Here is an 18,739-nt window from a genome sequence, read left to right on the forward strand (position 1 = left end):
AGGGAGAGGAAATTACTGACGATCCGTCTGCCGCGTTCAGGGGATTTGGCTGTTTTCAGATACAGGGCATTCTGCTACAATAGATGCAGAGAAAGCGGGAGGTACAAGGTTATGAAATGGCTTCGGGAAAAAACAAAAACCCTATTTTCCAAAACGCTGCTGGGGATGCTTTCCATATCCCTGACGGTGCTGATTGTGGTGGCGGCAGTATTATTTGCCTGGTTCCGCACGCAGATGGTGGAAGGGTATTATGAGCTTACCCGTGCAACCATGGGAAATACGGATGCAGTTTTCAGCCGGAGCATTACGGATGCCAGGAATTTGTTATCAGAGTGGTATGCCTCTCCTGACGGAGTCAGCCTGCGGCTGGAAGAGGATACGGATTTTACCAACCACATGTCCTTTATCAATAAGGTGCTGAGCATATTAAACGGTACTGCGTATCTGCAGTCGGCCTGCTTCATAAATTATCAAAAGGAAATGGCTCTGAATATAGGATCCAACGTATCCATTCCTGAAAATCTTGATCATATACTGATAGATAAAATGATACAAATTGACGGACAGAATAATGCCTGTGTATGGAATGTACAAAGCAGGCATTCCGATCAGGAAGCGATTCCACTTCTTACCATACCCATGGCTGAAACGGCGATTACCGATCCCCGTTTCAGCGGGATGGCGGTGATAAATATTGATTTGAGGCAGATGAATAAGAGCCTCTTTTCCAATACGCATGAGGAACAGTTCCGCATTGTGATTTTGAATAAGGATGGGGTAGTGGTTGGCAACAGCAACCTGGAAAATCTGGGAGAAGACTGGTCTGACAGGGAATGGGTACGGCGTGTACTGGCACATGAGGAGCAATTTGAACTGAAGGAGGATGGGAAGCGCTGGGAATTTTTATCCTTCCCTGCACAGCAAAACGGATATTATATTGTGGCGCAGTCGGATTATGTCACGCAGATTGTGAATATAAATTACGTTTTTTATATTGTTTTTGCCGTTATCATAGTGGCGGCGGTGACAATTATCCTGATGATGATGCTGGTTTCCCGCCGTATTTTCAGGCCCTTTAACCAAATGGTCGGGAATCTGAAGGAATCACAGATTGCGGAGGAAATGGAACCGGGTGCGGATGAGGACGAGATCGCTTTCCTGGAGCATTTTTATCAGGGGATTTCCACACATATTGAAACACTGAATGAGAAAAAAGAGAATGACTTTATTGTAAAGAACCTGCTGCTGGGAAATCAGAGGAAGGAAATCCAGGATCTGATGCAGCAGAAGGGAATTCTTTCGGGAAACCGTCCTTATTATATGGCTGTAGTTTTTATGGAGAGTGCGGACCGGGCAGACAGCTTCAGTATGCAGGAATATGATATGCTGAGAAATATGGCGGGCAGCGTGTTTACAACAGCCCTGGAGCAGTTCGGGCATTGTACCGGCCTGGAAGTGGGCCTGAGAAGAATGCTGTTCATCGTTTATCGGGAGGATGGAGAGGAACAGGCGGAGCAGCTGATCGTGGAGGCGGTTGGCAGAGCAAAGGCTTCCATACAAAAGCTGTCACAAATCCGCACCTATATTATGGTGTCCCAGGCATTGCGGGACGGCGGCAGCGATTGTGTCCGTTATTTCGGATGGCTCAACGATTGCCTGAAAACAAGACATTTATTGGGCTGTGAAGAAACGGTGGTTCTTACCGGTATGGAAAATGAGATACCGCAGGACTGGGATGATGTGATTATTGGCTGTTTGAAGCAGAGGGATAAAGAAGGGTATATGGAGGCTGTCCGTAATCTGCTTGAGGCTTGTGAGATGATGCCCTACGGACAGTTTGTATCCAGGCTGGAGCAGACTGGGGCAGCGATACTGAAGGCCGGGAGGATGAGCCGGAATGCGGAAGGCAAGGAAAATGGAAGAGGTTCTCTGAGGGAGCGGATAGCAGCGCTGACAGGAAGGGAGGAGCTGCTTTTATGGCTGGAATCCCTGTATGATGAGGCAGCCATCCAAATCAGCAAAATCAGCAGCCATTCTACTGCAGCCATGATGGAAGAAGCGGTGGACTACATACGGAATAATTATGACGACAGCAATCTGAATGTGAACCTGCTGGCGGATAAGCTGAATATCAGCGCCGCCTATTTTGGGAAGCTGTTTACGGAATTTACCGGATCCAGGACATTGGATTATATTCTGAAGGTCCGCATGGAAAAGGCCAGGGATCTTCTCCTTTCGGAGGCGGATAAGGATATTTCACAGATTGCAGATGCCGTAGGCTATAACAACAGTACCTATTTTACGACTGCTTTTAAGAAGTTCTATGGCGTAACCCCTTCCCGGTTCCGGGATTATCATGCGGTTTCCGAGCTGGAGGGCGGCAGCGCTTCCCGGGAATAGTTCCGGGCGGCTGCCGGAATGAGCGACATATAAAAAAGATTGGTTATGAGGAGAGCATACGATGCGTATTACTATGTTGGAAAATGAATATTGGTGGGGAGGTATCGTGAATCTGGGCGAAACGCTTCCCTATGATAAAGACAGTGATTGTGAGCTGGATTTGGGAACGATAAAGCTGGCGCTGGATCAGTCGGCGCCGCTTTTTGTATCCTCCAAAGGACGATATATCTGGAGCGATAAGCCGTTTCGGATCCGGTTCTGGCACGGCGAGATAAGAATCCGTTCGGATTATCCGGTGGAACTGAATTCGGATGGGAAAAATCTCAGGGATGCCTGCCTGAATGCAGCCAGGGATAAATATACACTGCCTTCCAGGGTGCCGGACAGGTTATTTTTTGAAAAACCGCAGTATAATACCTGGATCGAACTGAATGTGAATTCATCCCAGGAAAAAGTATTAGAATATGCTGAAAATATTATCAGCCATGGAATGCCCGCTGGGATTCTGATGATAGATGCCGGCTGGCAGATTTGCTTCGGAAACTGGGAATTCAGGAAGGATACCTTTCCGGAGCCGGAGAAAATGATCAAACGCCTGCACGAGCTGGGCTTTACGGTAATGCTGTGGACGATGGCGGTGGTTGATCCGGAGGCTCCGGATTATGAAAAACTAAAGGCACAGAAGCTGCTGCTTCAGGATGCGGACGGCAATACGGCGGATCGCTGGTGGTGGGCGGGGCGCACCGCTTTACTGGATTTGTCCAATCCATCCGCGGTACAATGGTATAAAAGTCAGCTGGATTATTTGCAGGAAAAATACGGTGTTGACGGTTTTAAGTTTGATGGAGGGGATGCCTATTTCTTTGACGAGGACGATGCTTCCTTTATAAAAGGCTGTGAGCAGGATCAGATTGCATACTATGAAGAGCTGGGGAAACTCTATCCCTTTCATGAGTTCCGCTGCGGCTGGAAGGGCGGCGGAAAGCCCTATGTGCACCGGCTCCAGGATAAAATGCATACCTGGGAAGGAGAGGGGCTTAACCAGATTATTCCGCATTCCCTGCTGCAGGGGCTGACCGGGAATTTCTATCATTGTCCGGATATGCTGGGGGGAGGGGTTTTTAATGACCTGTTTGAAACAAGCTTTGATGAGGAGCTTTTTATAAGATGGACGCAGGCGAGCGCGCTTTGCCCGATGATACAGTTTTCTCTGGCGCCATGGAGAGTATTAAGCCAGGAAGGCTTTCGGATTGTGGAGAGGATGTATCGGCTGCATCAGGAAATGGCGCCCTTCATTCTGGAGCTGGCCGGGAAGGCGGCTGCTTCCGGGGAGCCGATAATGCGGCCGATGGCATATGAATTTCCGGAGGAAGGGATGGAACGGATCCTGGATCAGTATATGCTGGGCAGCCGTGTTATGGCAGCTCCGGTTATGAGGAAGGGTGCGGTAAGCCGGGAGGTTGTCCTTCCCGGAGGGATGTGGAAGGCGGAGGACGGAACGCTGTATGAGGGCGGGCGGACTATCCATGTGGAAGCAGGTTTGGAGCGGCTGCCTTATTTCATAAAAATTGGATAAAGGTAAAAGAGTGCTGCTTCATATTGACGCAATATCATAGAAATCCTATAATTAAGTTCTGCGCGCCGGCCTGCAAGGGAAACCACGATTACAGAGGCAGGTCCTGCGCCGGACTTTTTTATATTAAGGGGAGATAGTGTGTTATGTTAATCAGGAATTATGTGCAGCAGCTAAAAAAAGAGTTTAAGAACTACAGCGGGGCAGATCTTATAAAGGATCTCATGGCCGGGCTGACGGTTGCGGCGGTGGCGCTTCCGCTGGCGCTGGCCTTCGGCGTAAGCAGCGGTGCGACGGCGGCGGCCGGGCTGGTTACGGCCATTATTGCCGGCCTGGTAATCGGTGCGTTTTCGGGCGGGTTTTATCAGATATCCGGCCCTACGGGAGCAATGGCAGCCATATTGATGTCCGTTATTGCGGGATATGGCTTGCAGGGTGTTTTTGCGGCCACGCTCATTGCGGGTGTCCTGCTTGTGCTTTGCGGTATTTTCCATATCGGCAGGCTGACAAGCTTTATCCCGGCGCCTGTTATTACGGGATTTACATCCGGTATTGCAGTGATTATTGCGATGGGGCAGATTGATAATTTTTTTGGAGTTGCGTCGGAAGGATCCAGCGCGGTGCAAAAGCTTTTCAGCTATGGGCGCCTGGGTTTTCCGGTGAATTTGCAGGCTGTTTTGCTGGGAATGTTTGTTGTATTATTTATGGTGTTTTTTCCGAAAAAATGGAACGCGGTGGTGCCGGCTTCCTTTCTGAGCATTATTATTGCCACAGTGATTTCTGTTGTAATGAAACTGGATGTGGAAACGGTGGGCGCCATTCCCAAAACGCTTTTCCTGGAGGACCGTCTGGATATTGCAGCGCTGAATCTCCAGGATATCAAAGGGCTTTTCGGCCCGGCGGTGAGTATTGCCATGCTGGGGATGATTGAAAGCCTGCTGTGCGGGGCCAGCGCCGGGAAAATGGCAAATGTCAGGCTGAACAGCGATCAGGAGCTGGTGGCGCAGGGCATCGGAAATATTATCCTGCCCTTTTTCGGGGGGATTCCCGCAACTGCGGCCATTGCCAGGACGAGCGTTGCGCTGAAATCCGGGGCGCGCACAAGGCTGACCGGTATATTCCATGCGCTGGGGCTTCTTGTTTTTATGTTTATCCTGGGGCCTGTGATGGCAAGGATTCCCCTGTCCGCCCTTGCGGGGGTTCTGATGGTGACCGCCTTCCGCATGAATGACTGGAAGGAAATCAGGTATATTTTTTCCCATCATTTCAAGGGGGCTGCAGCCAAATACCTGATTACCATGGCGGCTACCATTTTGTTTGATCTGACCACGGCGATTCTGCTGGGTGTGGTAACCGGGCTGGTTCTTCTGGTCAGCCGTTTGTCCCATATAGAAATCAATTATGAGAAAGTGGATATGAGCCGTATCAATAATGCGGATGAGAGACTGAATAAGAAGTATGAAAATGCTGCGGTCGCTTACCTGACGGGAACCATAATTTTTGCGAACACGCAGAATATTGAGGAAATCCTTGTAAAAATGCAGGAGTTTGATACCGTCCTGCTGTCCATGCGAGGGGTTTCCTATATGGATATCTCAGGCGCCATTACTTTTATGCAGGTGCTGGCCGAGCTGCAGAAACAGGGGAAGAAAATCTTTTTATGCGGAGTTCCTAACAGCACTATGATGATGCTGAAACGCTCCGGTATCTATGATATGATTGGGGAGAATAGTTTTTACTGGAGCGTGGAGAGGGCGCTGTTGGATTAGAAGTACCTTTGATGTAACTTTGAGGGTACTGAACAGTTATCCATTGATTTTATTTTTGCATTGTTCTAAAATTAACCCATGGAACCATCTTTTCGTATGAATGCGTACAGGGATTTAAGTCCCTGGTTGGACGGCGCGCAGATACCCGTATATGTGCATCTACGACAGGATGGCTCTTTTTGTATCTTGAAGTTTTGCTGCGGCAGGCGTAAAGGAAGAGCCTGGAATGAAGGGGATAAACATGGGGGAAAATGGCAAAAAATCAATTTTTAAAAAGGTGCTTTGGTCAATGGGGGCGGTTATGACCGGCGCCATTTTAATTATTGAGATAAGCAGCCTGTTATTGATACATAAGGACGGGCAGCGGGCACAGGAGCTGTTTGAAGATACCATTGACAGCTACGGAGTCTTCTGGGAGAACAAGCTGAATGAAACATCGCGGATGATGTTAAGTTTTATCAGTGCGGAAACCGGGGCATTGTACAGCCAGCTGTGCAATTCTGAGGATAAACTGACTGTGGAAACCGCAAAGCTGCAGCTTCGTTCACAGATTGCGGATATGAATGCCAGGCAGGGATATGAACTTGTGACCTTTGTATATGTCCCGGATAGAAACATATATTTTTCAGTGGATGAAAAGAATACTTCCTATCTGAAATCGCAGGGGATCAAAGAAAATGTTTTCGATTATATTGCGCATAATACAATAGCCAGCAAGGACAAATGGAGTGTCCTTTATGTGCAGGATACGCCGTATCTGCTGAAAATTTACCATATGGAAAACGGGTATATCGGCAGCCTGTATCCTGCGGGGCATATTCTGGAAGGCTTATATGATCAGGAAGAAAACTGGGTCCTGGAAATGGTGGATCGCGCGGGAAATACGGTTGCGCACATGGGAGAGCCTTACAAGGGGATGACAGTTTCCTATGACCGTTTTCTGGAGTATACTGATGCCGGTATCCGTGTGACCATAGGCAGCGGCAGGCTCTACAGCAATAAAGGCACGGGAGTACTCATTTTAATGGGAGCTATGCTGTTTGCGTCGCTTCTGATATTTCTGGTCTTGGGGAGGCAGACCAGGGACGTATTTGAACCGTTGGAAAAGCTGCGGGCGGCAATGGAAAATTACAGCGGCGGGGATATGGATACCAGGCTTCCTGTGGTACATGATAATTCCCAGATTGCGAATCTGTTCTGTACCTTCAATAACATGGCGGATCAGATTGCGCATCTGAAAATTCAGGTTTATGAAACGGAGCTGGAGCGGCAGAGAATCAACAGCAATTACCTGAGAATACAGATACAGCCGCATTTTTATACGAATATACTGAATCTGTTCTATGGTATGGCGCAGATGAAGGATTGCCTTTCCATCCAGAAACTGGCGCTTGCCTGCGGGAGCTATTTTCGCTATCTTCTTGGCAGGAAGGGGACGTTTGTCCTGCTGCAGGAGGAATTAAAATGTCTCAGCAGTTATGTGGAAATCCAAAGATATCGCTATCAGGATCGGTTTGAGGCCCGGATATCGGTGGAACCGGGACTGGAAGAACAGGCGGTGCTGCCTCTTCTCATACAGACATTTTTCGAGAACAGTTTGAAGCATAATATTATGCGTGTTCCGCTGCTGCAGGTAGAAGTGACGGTGGAGGCTGTGGAAACAGAGAAGATGAAGATTACGGTCAGGGATAATGGAATCGGTTTTAAAAAGGATATCCTGGAAAAAATAGAGCGGGATGAATCCATTGAAGCAGGAGGAGAGCATATAGGAATCCAGAATGTGAAGGAAAGAATCCGGGTATTTTACGGGCAGACAGCGCAAATGCAGATAGAGAGCGTACCGGGCAATACGGTGGTAACCCTGCTGCTTCCGCTGATGATATCGAAGGGGGGACTCAGAGAATGAAACTGCTTCTGGTAGATGATGAAGTTACTATGATCCAGATCATGGAGAAAGCCATAGACTGGAAAAAGAAAGGGATACAGAAGGTTTTTGTGGCTTATAATGCGGATGAAGCAAGGGATATCCTGGCGTCGTCTGCGATTGATATCATGATTTGCGATATTGAAATGCCGGGAGAGAGCGGCCTTGAACTGATACAGTGGATGCAGGATGCTTATCCGGAAATTATCTGCATAATCCTGACGGGCTTCCCTGATTTTAATTATGCAAGAAGCGCGATTTCCCTTGGGGTCTATCAATACCTGCTCAAGCCTGTTTCCTTTGAGGAGCTGGAGAAGGTGATAAGCTCAGCGATTGAACGGGTGGAAGAAAATATGGCCGTATCCATGAAAACGCCGAATGAAAAAGACAGTGAAATGTCAGATCCCATCAGGCAGGTCAGAAGCTATTTGGAGGAGCACTATAACGAAATTATCACACGCAGGAATATCGAGTCCCTGGTCCATCTGAACGGGGATTATATTAACCGGGAATTTAAAAAATGTACCGGCTATACTTTAATGGAATACATACAGAGATACAGAATTATCATGGCGAAGAAACTGCTGCGGGAAACAAATCTTTCTATGGCGGAGATCAGCGCCCAGACCGGCTATGACTCTCCGGCCTATTTCGCCAAGATTTTCAAGAAACTAACATCCCAGACACCAAGTGAATATCGTGTCAGACATGAAAGGGATTGATAGGAAAAGGAGCATCTGCGGCCGCACTGCGGCTGGTGCAGATGCTCTTTTTCTTTATAAAAAGTCGGTTTTGTTATGGAATGCATCGGTATTGAAATTGAAGAATGAAGGTGCAGAACGTATGATAAGGATATCAGAACAAGAACGGCCGTTACCATTTTAAAATTAGGAGGAAGTATATGAAAAAGAAGTTAATTACATTGTTATTGGCAGCTTCCATGATAGTATCGACGCTGTCGGGCTGCGGAAATTCTTCATCAGGGAGCGGAAGCGACAAGCCGGCTGCCGAAACAGGGAATGAAACGGGAAATGAAACAGGAACGGCGGAAGCGGCTGATGCGGCCGACTCTGTTTTAAAAGACGGGGATATGGCAGAAATCCTTATGATATGGCCTGGTTCCAATGCTTCTCCTGCCAGCATGCAGGAGGTAGAGGATGCAATGAACGAAATTATCGCCCCGGTGGCTGATGCGAAAGTAAAGCTGCAGATTATTGAATGGGGAGCTTATGGGGATCAGATTAACCTGATGCTGTCCAGCGGGGAAAAGATGGATATTTTCATGCAAAGCGATGGTATCAGGGAAGAAGGACAGAGAGGACAGCTGTATGATGTTTCGGACATGATTAAGACTTATGCGCCGGAAGCCTACCAGGCGATGGAACGTTACATAGATGCCTGCTATTTTGACGGCGCGCTGTATGGACTTCCCAGCTATCGGGATATGGCGGCGCAGGCGGGCCTGGTATGCAGGAAGGATATCCTGGACGAAACCGGTATTAAGGAAGAAGATATTAAGACAATGGACGATGTGGAGAAGGTATTGAGCCAGGTACAGAAGCTGCATCCGGGTATGTATCCTTTGATTCCGTCCGATTTAACCAGCGGCTGCTTTTTGAATTATGTAAAAGGTCAGTTTGATGAAATTGCGGCAGGCGTAGGCGTGGATATGAAGGATGATCCTTCAGATGGCGTGACTATCATTAATACCTACGATACGGAACAGTATAAGAAAATGGCGGAAGCCGCTTATGAGTGGAATAAAAAAGGTTATTTTATGCCGGATTCCACAACAAATACCACACCGAGGCAGGATATTCTGAAAGCAGGCAATGCCTTTGGTTATTTCGGAAATTATCATCCCGGCATTGTAACGCAGGAAACGATGAATACAGGATTGGAGATTACCGCTATCCCGATTACGGAAAAATCACTCTCCACCGAATCCGTAAACTTCATTGAATGGGTAATTGCAGGGCAGTGTGAACATCCTGAGAAAGCGCTGGCAGTGCTGAATCTTTTGTATACCAATTCGGATTTCCAGAATCTGTTCCGTTACGGGATAGAAGGCAAGGATTATGTAGTGAAGGACGAGGCCAAAGGAATTGCCGGTTATCCGGAAGGCGTTACCGGGGACAATGTAGGCTGGGGCAATGAAATGTGGTTTTCCGGGAATGCATCCATCGGATATGCATGGGAGACCGACCCGGAGGATGTGTTTGCAAAATATACTGAGTTTAACGACACGGCAAAATTATCCCCGCTGTATGGCTTTATCTTTGATACATCCAAGGTGAAGAATGAGATTACGGCAATCAGCAATGTTAAGGGAAAATACAAAGCGATTATTGAAAACGGGGATGCGGATCCGGCAGAATCCCTGCCAGCCTTTAATGAAGAACTGAAAGCGGCGGGAATTGACAATGTTATTTCTGAAATGCAGGCACAGGCGGACGCCTGGCTGGCAGAACAAAAGTAAACAATAATGCTTATAAGCGGTCGGTTGATATCGTTATCGGTTGACCGCTTATTCTTTAGGGCGGAATTGATGTCAGGAGGCGCTGCATATTGCAGGAAGGAAGAAAAATTTGATAAGGACTGCCGCTGCAGGGGCTTTGGAGGAAAAAGTGAATATGAACGGTAAAAAAATAAAACTTTTCCGTAAGGCATTGCCACTTTATATTATGGTATTGCCGGGATTTGTATATCTGCTGATTAACAATTATATTCCGATGTTCGGTATTGTCATCGCATTTAAAAATTTAAATTTTTCAAAAGGTATTCTGAAAAGCGACTGGGCAGGCTTTTCCAATTTTGAATATCTTTTCAAGGCGCCGGATGCATTGCTGGTTACCAGGAATACACTTCTGTATAATACGGCGTTTATTATTGTAAATACATTCGCGGCAATTTTAATTGCAATTCTTTTGAGTGAGTTACGCAGTAAGACCAAGGTGAAGCTTTTTCAGTCCTGTGTGCTGATTCCGTCGTTAATTTCCATCATCATCATCAGCTACCTGACCTATGCGTTTTTTAGCGGCCGAACCGGATTTATTAACGGAAGCCTTACTGCGTCGGGCAGGGAGGCAATTTCCTTTTATACGGAGCCCAAATACTGGCCCGGGATTTTGATTTTTATCAACTGCTGGAAAGGCGCGGGGTATTCTTCCATCATATATCTGGCGGCGATACTGGGAATCGACCAGGAAATGTATGAGGCCGCAGAAATCGACGGCGCAACCAGATGGAGCAAAATCCGTTTTATCACGCTGCCGCTTTTAAAATCAACGGTAATTACATTGACCCTTATGAGTATCGGAAGAATCTTTTATTCGGATTTCGGCCTGTTTTATCAGGTGCCGATGAATTCCGGAGCCTTGATTAACGCAACAAATACGATTGATACGTATGTGTATCGCGGGTTGATTGAACTGGGAGATATCAGCATGTCGTCTGCGGCATGTGTATATCAGTCACTGGTGGGCTTTGTCCTGGTGCTGGCAGCCAATCGGATAACCAGAAAATACAGTGCTGAGAATGCATTATTTTAGCAGACAGGAGGACAATATGGTTGGGAAAAAAGAAAGACGTTATCAGTGGATGCTTACTTTGGCGATGGGGCTTATATCGCTGATTATGATAATACCTCTGGTTCTTCTGGTAATGGCGTCGCTTACCAGTAACAATGAGATTATAATGCATGGCTATTCCTTCTGGCCAAAGCAGTTCAGCCTGGAAGCATATCAATATATATGGAATGAAAAGGCTCAGATTTTCCGCGCCTATGGAGTTACGCTTATGGTAACTGCGGTTGGCACGGTGGCAGGAACCATGATGACGCTGCTTTATGGCTATGTTTTAGCGCATCCGGATTTCCCCGGGAGAAAATTCCTTTCCTTTTATTTGTTTTTTACCATGCTGTTTAATGGAGGCCTGGTTCCTACATATATCATGTATACCCGTTACCTGCATATGAAAAATACGATAGGCGCACTGATAATACCGGCGCTTTTGATGAACGCCTTTAATGTTATCCTGGCCCGCACTTACATTCAGTCCAACATGCCGATTGCATTAAGCGAGGCCGCCCAGATTGACGGCGCCACGGAATTCCGGATATTCGGCCAGGTAGCGCTGCCGCTTTGTAAACCGATTATTGCCACAATCGGCCTGTTTATCGGTTTGGGGTATTGGAACGACTGGATGAATGGGTTATATTATATCACAGATGCAAAACTGTTCAGCGTGCAGCAGCTTTTGAATAATATGATTAAAAATATTGAGTTTTTATCAAAAAATGCAAACAGCAATATCAACATGTCCAGCATCAGCGGGGGGATTCCCCAGGAAACCGTCCGGATGGCTATTGCCATTGTAGGCCTGCTCCCGCTCCTTGTGGTATTTCCTTTTATGCAGAAATATTTTATTAAGGGAATTTCGGTAGGAGCCGTAAAGGGCTGAGCGGGCCTGGAAAAAACAGCAGGAGGAAAGCTATGAAAAAGATAGAAGAAATGAAATCCTTTGAACAGGCGCAAAAAGAATATGTGCCGGAAGAAGTACACAGACTGGACGAGAGCAGTATGCAGTGGTTTCGGGACGCCAAGTTTGGGATGTTTATCCATTGGGGACTGTATTCCATGCTGGGAAAGGGAGAATGGGTACTGTTCAGCGAACGGCTGAATGTGAAGGAGTATGAAAAACTGTCGGAGGAATTTGCGGCCTGCAGGTTTGACGCCCGTGCATGGGCCAGGGCGGCTAAGGATGCGGGAATGAAATATATGGTGCTGACAACCCGCCATCATGATGGCTTCTGTCTGTTTGACAGCAGGAGCAGCAGCTTCAATGCGATGAACAGCGCGGCGCACAGGGATTTTGTAAAAGAATATGTGGAAGCCTGCCGGGAAGAAGGGCTTAAGGTGGGGTTCTATTATTCTCCCCTGGACTGGAGATTCCCGGGCTATTTTTTCCCGGATCTTTATTGGGAAAATGCGCTGGAGCTTAAAAAACAGTGCCATGATCAGCTGATGGAACTGATGACGAATTATGGGAAAATCGATTTGCTCTGGTTTGACGGGGAGTGGCTGGCATTGGGCGGAATCGACTGGTCCTCCGAGCAGGGGTGGTTCCGCAGGCCGGAATGGGCCGTCAGCGAATATATGAAAGTTAATTATTTCTGGGAATCGGAAAAAATAATCAATGAGATACGCAGGCTTCAGCCGGATATTATGATAAATAACCGTTTCGGCTGGGAAGGTGATTTTCACGTGAGGGAACGCCGGATTGATGATATCCGTACGGATAAACCATGGGATTCCAATGATTGTATTGCGGATTCCTGGGGATACATTCCGGGAAGGCCGGTGCTGTCTTTACGGGAACTGGTTCATAACCTGATTTCTATTGTGGTCAGGGACGGCAATTATCTGCTCAACGTCGGTCCCACAGGAGATGGGGATATGGAACCGGAACAGGTGGAACGTCTCAGGCAGCTTGGTGACTGGCTGCAAAAATATGGGGATACAGTGTACAAAACGAGAGGCGGCCCGGTTATACCGGGAAGCTGGGGCGGAACTACATACCGTAAAAACAGGGTATACGTCCATATCATTGAATGGCAGCAGGATACTGTAAAGTTTACGATACCGGATAACGAGCTGGTTTCCTGGCGATCCTTGAATGCCCGTGACGCAGAACTTACGGAGGATGGAGGCAATATTGAAATCCGGGTGCCGATAGCTTCACGTGATATGCTGGATACGATTATTGAACTGGAGTTTAAAGAAGAAATCCATTGGGATGGTGTGGAAGGAAAAGAAAATGATGTTTACGGGCTGGGTGACGGATTAAAATAGGCCTGGCGCAGATACAGAACCTGCACAAAATATCAATTACTCCCTGGGCGGAAATCAATAAGGCGGCGGGGGATTAATGAAGTCCTGAAACTGGCCTATAGCGCCGGAGGAAGGCACTTAGCGGGAACCGGGATCCCCTTCCGGTTCCCGCAATTGTTTCCTGTTTTCCTCATATTCCTCCACCGTCATTTTCCTGATTTTTATGAAAACAGTAATCCCTCCGGATTCATTTTTTTCAATATGCAGCCCATAGCTGGGACCGTAAAAGAGCTTCAGGCGCTGGTTCAGGTTTTTCAGGCCGAAGTTCTCCCGGCTGTGGCGGATCGGCTCTTCAATTTTCTGGTTCAGCACAACGACCTCTTCCTCTGTCATACCATAGCCGTTATCCTTTACAAGGAGCTGAATATTGTCTTCATCCAGGAAGGTTCCCATGAATTCAATTTCATTGTCCGGCCGGTTGGCGTCAAACCCGTGGACGAAATAATTTTCTATCAGGAGCTGGAAGACATTCCGTATGATTCCGTAATTGAGCAGGGCGGAATCAAAGTCATAGCGGAAGCTGACGAGATCCCCGTATCTTGCGATAAGAAGGGACAGGTACTTCTTGCTGAAGGCCAGTTCCTCCCGGAAGGTTACGAAGGTTTTTGCTCCGATGAAGCTGCGGAAAATGGAGGCCAGGTTGGCAATCAGCCCCGCTGTCTGGGAATCCCCGTTGCTGTAGCACTTATTGCGCAGCATTTCCAGGGTATTGTATAAAAAATGCGGGTTGAAGGTAGCCTGCAGCTCTGCCATTTCGGCATCCTTTTGCTTCAATTCAAAATAATATGCTTTCTTAATGCTTTCATTGAGCCGTGAGCTCATCATATTGATATCCTGTGCGATTTCCGGGAAACCATTCTGCCTGAAATTGGTAGGCAGCTGGTAATCCAGGTTGTTTTCCGCCAGAATGTTCAGTCCCTCCTTAATTACAGCCACTTCCTCCGCCACCTGCCGCTGAATGCTGCGGCCGATGAAGACGGAAAATCCGAAAAAGGCAATAAATACGGCAAGGAGCAAAGGGGTATCCTTGTGGACAGACCGGAGCATATCCCCGTAATTAATGGAGCAGACAACATAGGAGGAAGCGTTGCCGGAAGGGAGCGCCTGCACATATTTACGGGTGCCGTTTACCGTGTGGATACCGTCTGTTTCTCCATCCGGCTGATAAAGTGAGCCGATATCATAATTCTCCTCAGAATTATAAACAACCTGTCCATTGGATATGACATAATACTCCATGCTTTTTACATTATCGGGAAACAGAGTGGCAGATTGGGCGAGGGTGCTTGTCTTATAACCGATGATAATGCTGCCTTTCCCAAAGCCGAAGGGCACGCCGCCGCTGATGGCAAAGGTTTCATTTCCGGCGGAAGCAGCGTTTAAATAGCGCATGCCATAAACCTCCATCTGCTGTTTTTTGTCCGTCAGCTCTTTGATATAGGGAAAGCTGTCAGGCAGCGTATTAATGGAAGTATCATTGGCGTATTGAATATAATTTACCGGCCTTAAAGCGGAATACAGGGCAATCCATGTAATCCTGTTATCCCGCAGGCTCATCCTTTTTAACAGGCTGGAAAGCTGGTTCTTTTCCTGAGGGGTCAGTTCGTCCTCCGCTGCGAAATAGCTCTTTACCAGTGTGGAATCCTCTTTCATTGTTTCGTAGACAGGCATATAGGCCTGCCAGAAATTGTTCACTATATTTCCGTATTCCTGGCTGGTATAGGTGCTGATCATTTCCATGGACGATGTAATCCGGCTTTTTTTGTCGTGGTAGGAAAAATATATGGCAAGAAAGCTGAAAATAAGCAGCAGGATACAGAAAACGGAGGCGCTGGTGAGAAAAAGATTATTTACATGATTGTCCGGTTTTTTATTGTTCATTGGTTCTGCTCCCTGTATTTCTGAGGTGACATTCCCGTATATTTTTTAAAAGAGGTTATAAAATAGCTGGTTGAGGTGAAACCGTTTTTTTCTGCGATGGTATTTACCTTTTCCTGGGAGTTGACCAGCTGTTCCCTGGCTTTTTCCAGCCGGTAGGTATTCAGGTAATTGTTAAAAAAGGTATTGGTCTCTTTCTTAAACAGATAGCCGAGATAGGCTGTGGTAATGGTATGCTTCGCACAGAAATCTTTGATGGATACCCCATTTGCGTATTCTTTGTGGATGTAATCAATCGCCTTTTGTATGATGGGGGAAAGATTTACATAATCAATAGAAGCGTCCGGGTCTGCCTCTATCCTGCTGTTGTCCGGTACAAGCTGGACCGTTCCGGCCGGAGGCTCCGGAGAGGAAAGCAGTTTTACTGCCCCCTGGTAGCTTACACAGAGGTTTTCACTCTGCTCCGCCACGGCTCCTGCGGCAATGCGTATTTTATCGGAGATATCCAGCTGGCGCGCAGTTTGCCTCAGTACCCCGGCCAGCTGCTCCCGGTCTATTTCTTTCCCGCTCACAATCAGGACATAATAGCCCTGATTGTCCCAGACATGAAGACAATCATATACGCGGGACAGCTCCGGCACACACTTCTCGGTAAAAGCGGACAGGGAAATGGAATGCTCCGCTTTACTCATGCATACGGCACAATAGGAGCGCTGGTAAATATTAATATCCCCCAAAAGACTGCTTCTTTCTCCCAGTTCATCCTCACCGATGCTGCCGGTAAGCCAGCGGCGCAATATATTCTCACGGAAGAGAACCTCCTGGTTTTTCCTGTGCAGGTACATATTTTCTACTGTATTTTCAATTGTCTCCGTCAACTCCTCCACCTGAATCGGCTTGAGAAGATAATTATCCACGCCCAGCCGGAAGGCAGCCTTTGCATATTCAAATTCACCATAGGCTGTCAGCAGGATGCAGTGGGTATCCGGGGTAGTCTGGCGGACCTTTGCCAAAAGCTCCAATCCGTCCATACGCGGCATGCGGATGTCGGTTATCAGAAGATCTACCTGATTTTTCTCCAGAACAGCAAGGGCTTCCCTGCCGTCGGAAGCGGTATGGATATTTTCTATTCCAAGGCTTTCCCAGGGAATGGAGTTTTTCAGAAAATTCGTAACAGATATTTCATCGTCACACAGCAATACCTGGAACATATTACCTCCTGTAATTTAAAGATACTATTTGGGAATGAACAGTGACCTCTGCCTTAACAGTATGTAAATCCGTACTATAATTTTATAGGAATAAGGCAGGCAAGTAAAGCCGACTTTGTGAGGAATACGGAATTTCCTAAATTATCCGAGATTTTTTATATATACAAAATTTATGAAACTATTTATGATTGAGCTAAGAAATTCGAATGGATGTCACGTGACGGTTAGAAGCTGAAGACTATAATTTTATCAGGAGGGAATGTATGAAAAACAGATATTGGAAGAGAGTGGCTGCGCTGGCGTTGTCCGGTGCATTGGTGATAGGGACGCTTGCCGGCTGCGGAAGCGGTACAACGGCTTCTTCGCAGGAACAGCCAAGCCAGGCAGGGAACAAAGAAACGGCCGCGCAGGCAGCGGGAACGGAAGAAGCGGCAGAGGACAGCGGAGTAAGCTTTGATTTGGCGGCATTTGAAGGTGAGCACAGCGGGAACCCGGTTTCCATTTCCCTGTATCCCTTTAACGCGAATCTGACCAGCGGGACTGTTTCGGGTTATCTGGGAGATTTTTTCAAAACAAAGGGGCTTGCCATTGACGTATGGGCTTATTCGGACGAGAAAACCAATGCAATTCTTGCCAGCGGGGATCTGCCGGATGTTATGCACGTAAACGCGGAAAATCTCTCCCTTATGATAGATGCGGGCATGGTGCTGAAGCTGGATGATTATCTGGACGACCTTCCGCATGTGCAGGCGGCGATTGAAAAAAACGGTCTTGGACCCGCGCTGGAATTCGTAAAAAATTACAGGAGTAACGATACGGGCAGTCTTTACGCAATGCCTACCAATGTGGGAGGAACTGATATTACAGACATGGGAGACCGTAATGTGGTAAGGCTGAACTGGAGCATTTATGAAGAAATCGGCGCGCCGGAAATCAACAGCTATGATGAACTGATCACAGTGGCAAAACAGATGATGGAGGCCCATCCCACAGATGACAGCGGCAATAAAATCTATGGAACTGTGCTGAATTCAGGATCCGATACCGAGTATTGGGGAAATATTATTACATGGCTCAGATGGCATGGCTATACGGAAAACCAGCTTCCCTATCTGCTGGAAACAAACATGATAGAGGGGAAATATTCTTCCATCCTGGAGGATAACAGCGTTTATTACCAGGGATTGAAATTCTACTTCGACTGTATGCAGGCGGGGATACTAGATCCGGACAGCATCAATACGGACCGGAGCACTGCCGGGAAAAAGACGAGAATGTTCGGCGGCGGCACACAGCCCGGATGGCGTAACGAGTATTTTGAATATTGGATTCCGGGAACAAAATATTATATCAATAGTGAAACGCTTTACGGAGATGCTATCTTTGGAAATACGGATGAATATATTGTGGTAAATGCCAATACGAAAAATCTGGAAGCATGTCTTGCCTTTATCGATATGATGGCAGATCCGGATGCACAGATGATGGGGAATGCAGGACCGGAAGGCGATATGTACGAGATTAACGGCAATGTTCTTACACTGACCGAAAAAGCAAAGGAATATAATCAGGCAGCGACCGGAGACAAGTACTTTTATGACAATGGAGAACAGGCCTATCTTTGGAACACAAGCTGGATTCTTGCCCAGTCTGCGGTTATGACATATAAGGGGCCCAATGGAGAAGATTTAATCAGTGTCCATACAGGCTGGCCGGAAGAAAAAGCAATTGCCAATGACAATGAGGCATATCGTTCCTGGAAAGAAACCACAGGCTATGACAGCTGGCAGGATCTGGTGGATACCAATAACTGCGCTGTTTATACAAGTGACCTTGATTTCATCAACAGCTTTTTAAGCACACCGGATGACTCTATGAAGCTTACTATGAGCACCATTAATGATAAGGTGGTAGATGCGAGCTGGAAAATGGTCTATGCGGAGGACGAAGAAACCTTTCAAAGTATTTGGCAGCAAATGGTTGCCGACTGTAAGGATCTGGGCGCGGAGGATCTGATACAGTGGCGTCTGGATGATATCGAAAAGGCAAGAAATGAAAGAGATGCGGTCCTTAATGCAGCTGAATAATTGCCT

General features: G+C 47.1%; 12 protein-coding genes. 10 read left to right on the forward strand and 2 right to left on the reverse strand.

Translation table 11 applies throughout. The annotated features are described in order from the left end of the window. Positions 1–111: 111 nt before the first annotated feature. The 9 genes from DXC51_RS01795 to DXC51_RS01835 all read left to right on the forward strand — a co-directional run bounded on the left by DXC51_RS01795 (position 112) and on the right by DXC51_RS01835 (position 13,518). A complete protein-coding gene (locus tag DXC51_RS01795) occupies positions 112–2,400 on the forward strand; it encodes an AraC family transcriptional regulator (RefSeq protein ID WP_117543510.1) in 2,289 nt (762 codons plus the stop codon). A gap of 61 nt (positions 2,401–2,461) precedes the next feature. Beyond that, positions 2,462–3,976: a glycoside hydrolase family 31 protein gene (locus DXC51_RS01800; protein ID WP_117543512.1), complete on the forward strand. Its 1,515-nt coding sequence runs from the start codon at positions 2,462–2,464 to the stop codon at positions 3,974–3,976. A gap of 143 nt (positions 3,977–4,119) precedes the next feature. After that, complete coding sequence (locus tag DXC51_RS01805; RefSeq protein ID WP_117543514.1) at positions 4,120–5,742, forward strand: SulP family inorganic anion transporter; 1,623 nt, start codon at positions 4,120–4,122, stop codon at positions 5,740–5,742. Between the two features lie 226 nt (positions 5,743–5,968). After that, positions 5,969–7,648 (forward strand): sensor histidine kinase, encoded by a 1,680-nt coding sequence (locus DXC51_RS01810; RefSeq protein ID WP_117543515.1) that lies wholly within the window; start codon positions 5,969–5,971, stop codon positions 7,646–7,648. Then, positions 7,645–8,388 carry a response regulator transcription factor gene (locus DXC51_RS01815; protein ID WP_117543517.1) on the forward strand — a complete coding sequence of 248 codons (744 nt, stop codon included), beginning with the start codon at positions 7,645–7,647 and terminating at the stop codon, positions 8,386–8,388. The genes DXC51_RS01810 and DXC51_RS01815 overlap by 4 nt, the downstream gene beginning before the upstream one ends. 179 nt (positions 8,389–8,567) lie before the next feature. Next, positions 8,568–10,145 carry an ABC transporter substrate-binding protein gene (locus DXC51_RS01820; RefSeq protein WP_117543519.1) on the forward strand — a complete coding sequence of 526 codons (1,578 nt, stop codon included), beginning with the start codon at positions 8,568–8,570 and terminating at the stop codon, positions 10,143–10,145. 154 nt (positions 10,146–10,299) lie between these two features. Further along, positions 10,300–11,217, forward strand: a complete 918-nt coding sequence (locus tag DXC51_RS01825; protein ID WP_025488218.1) for an ABC transporter permease — start codon at positions 10,300–10,302, stop codon at positions 11,215–11,217. Positions 11,218–11,233: 16 nt separating this feature from the next. Further along, positions 11,234–12,127: a carbohydrate ABC transporter permease gene (locus DXC51_RS01830; protein WP_051358369.1), complete on the forward strand. Its 894-nt coding sequence runs from the start codon at positions 11,234–11,236 to the stop codon at positions 12,125–12,127. A gap of 32 nt (positions 12,128–12,159) precedes the next feature. Then, positions 12,160–13,518 (forward strand): alpha-L-fucosidase, encoded by a 1,359-nt coding sequence (locus DXC51_RS01835; RefSeq protein ID WP_025488219.1) that lies wholly within the window; start codon positions 12,160–12,162, stop codon positions 13,516–13,518. 117 nt (positions 13,519–13,635) lie between these two features. On the opposite strand, the gene DXC51_RS01840 is transcribed toward DXC51_RS01835, so the two are convergent. Next, complete coding sequence (locus tag DXC51_RS01840) at positions 13,636–15,438, reverse strand: sensor histidine kinase (protein ID WP_025488220.1); 1,803 nt, start codon at positions 15,436–15,438, stop codon at positions 13,636–13,638. After that, positions 15,435–16,646, reverse strand: a complete 1,212-nt coding sequence (locus DXC51_RS01845) for a response regulator (protein ID WP_025488221.1) — start codon at positions 16,644–16,646, stop codon at positions 15,435–15,437. Before DXC51_RS01845 ends, DXC51_RS01840 begins: the two co-directional genes overlap by 4 nt. Positions 16,647–16,909: 263 nt before the next feature. Between DXC51_RS01845 and DXC51_RS01850 the strand changes: the two genes are divergently transcribed. After that, positions 16,910–18,733 (forward strand): extracellular solute-binding protein, encoded by a 1,824-nt coding sequence (locus tag DXC51_RS01850; protein WP_025488222.1) that lies wholly within the window; start codon positions 16,910–16,912, stop codon positions 18,731–18,733. Positions 18,734–18,739 lie beyond the last annotated feature (6 nt).

The sequence above is a fragment of the Eisenbergiella massiliensis genome, assembly GCF_003435485.1.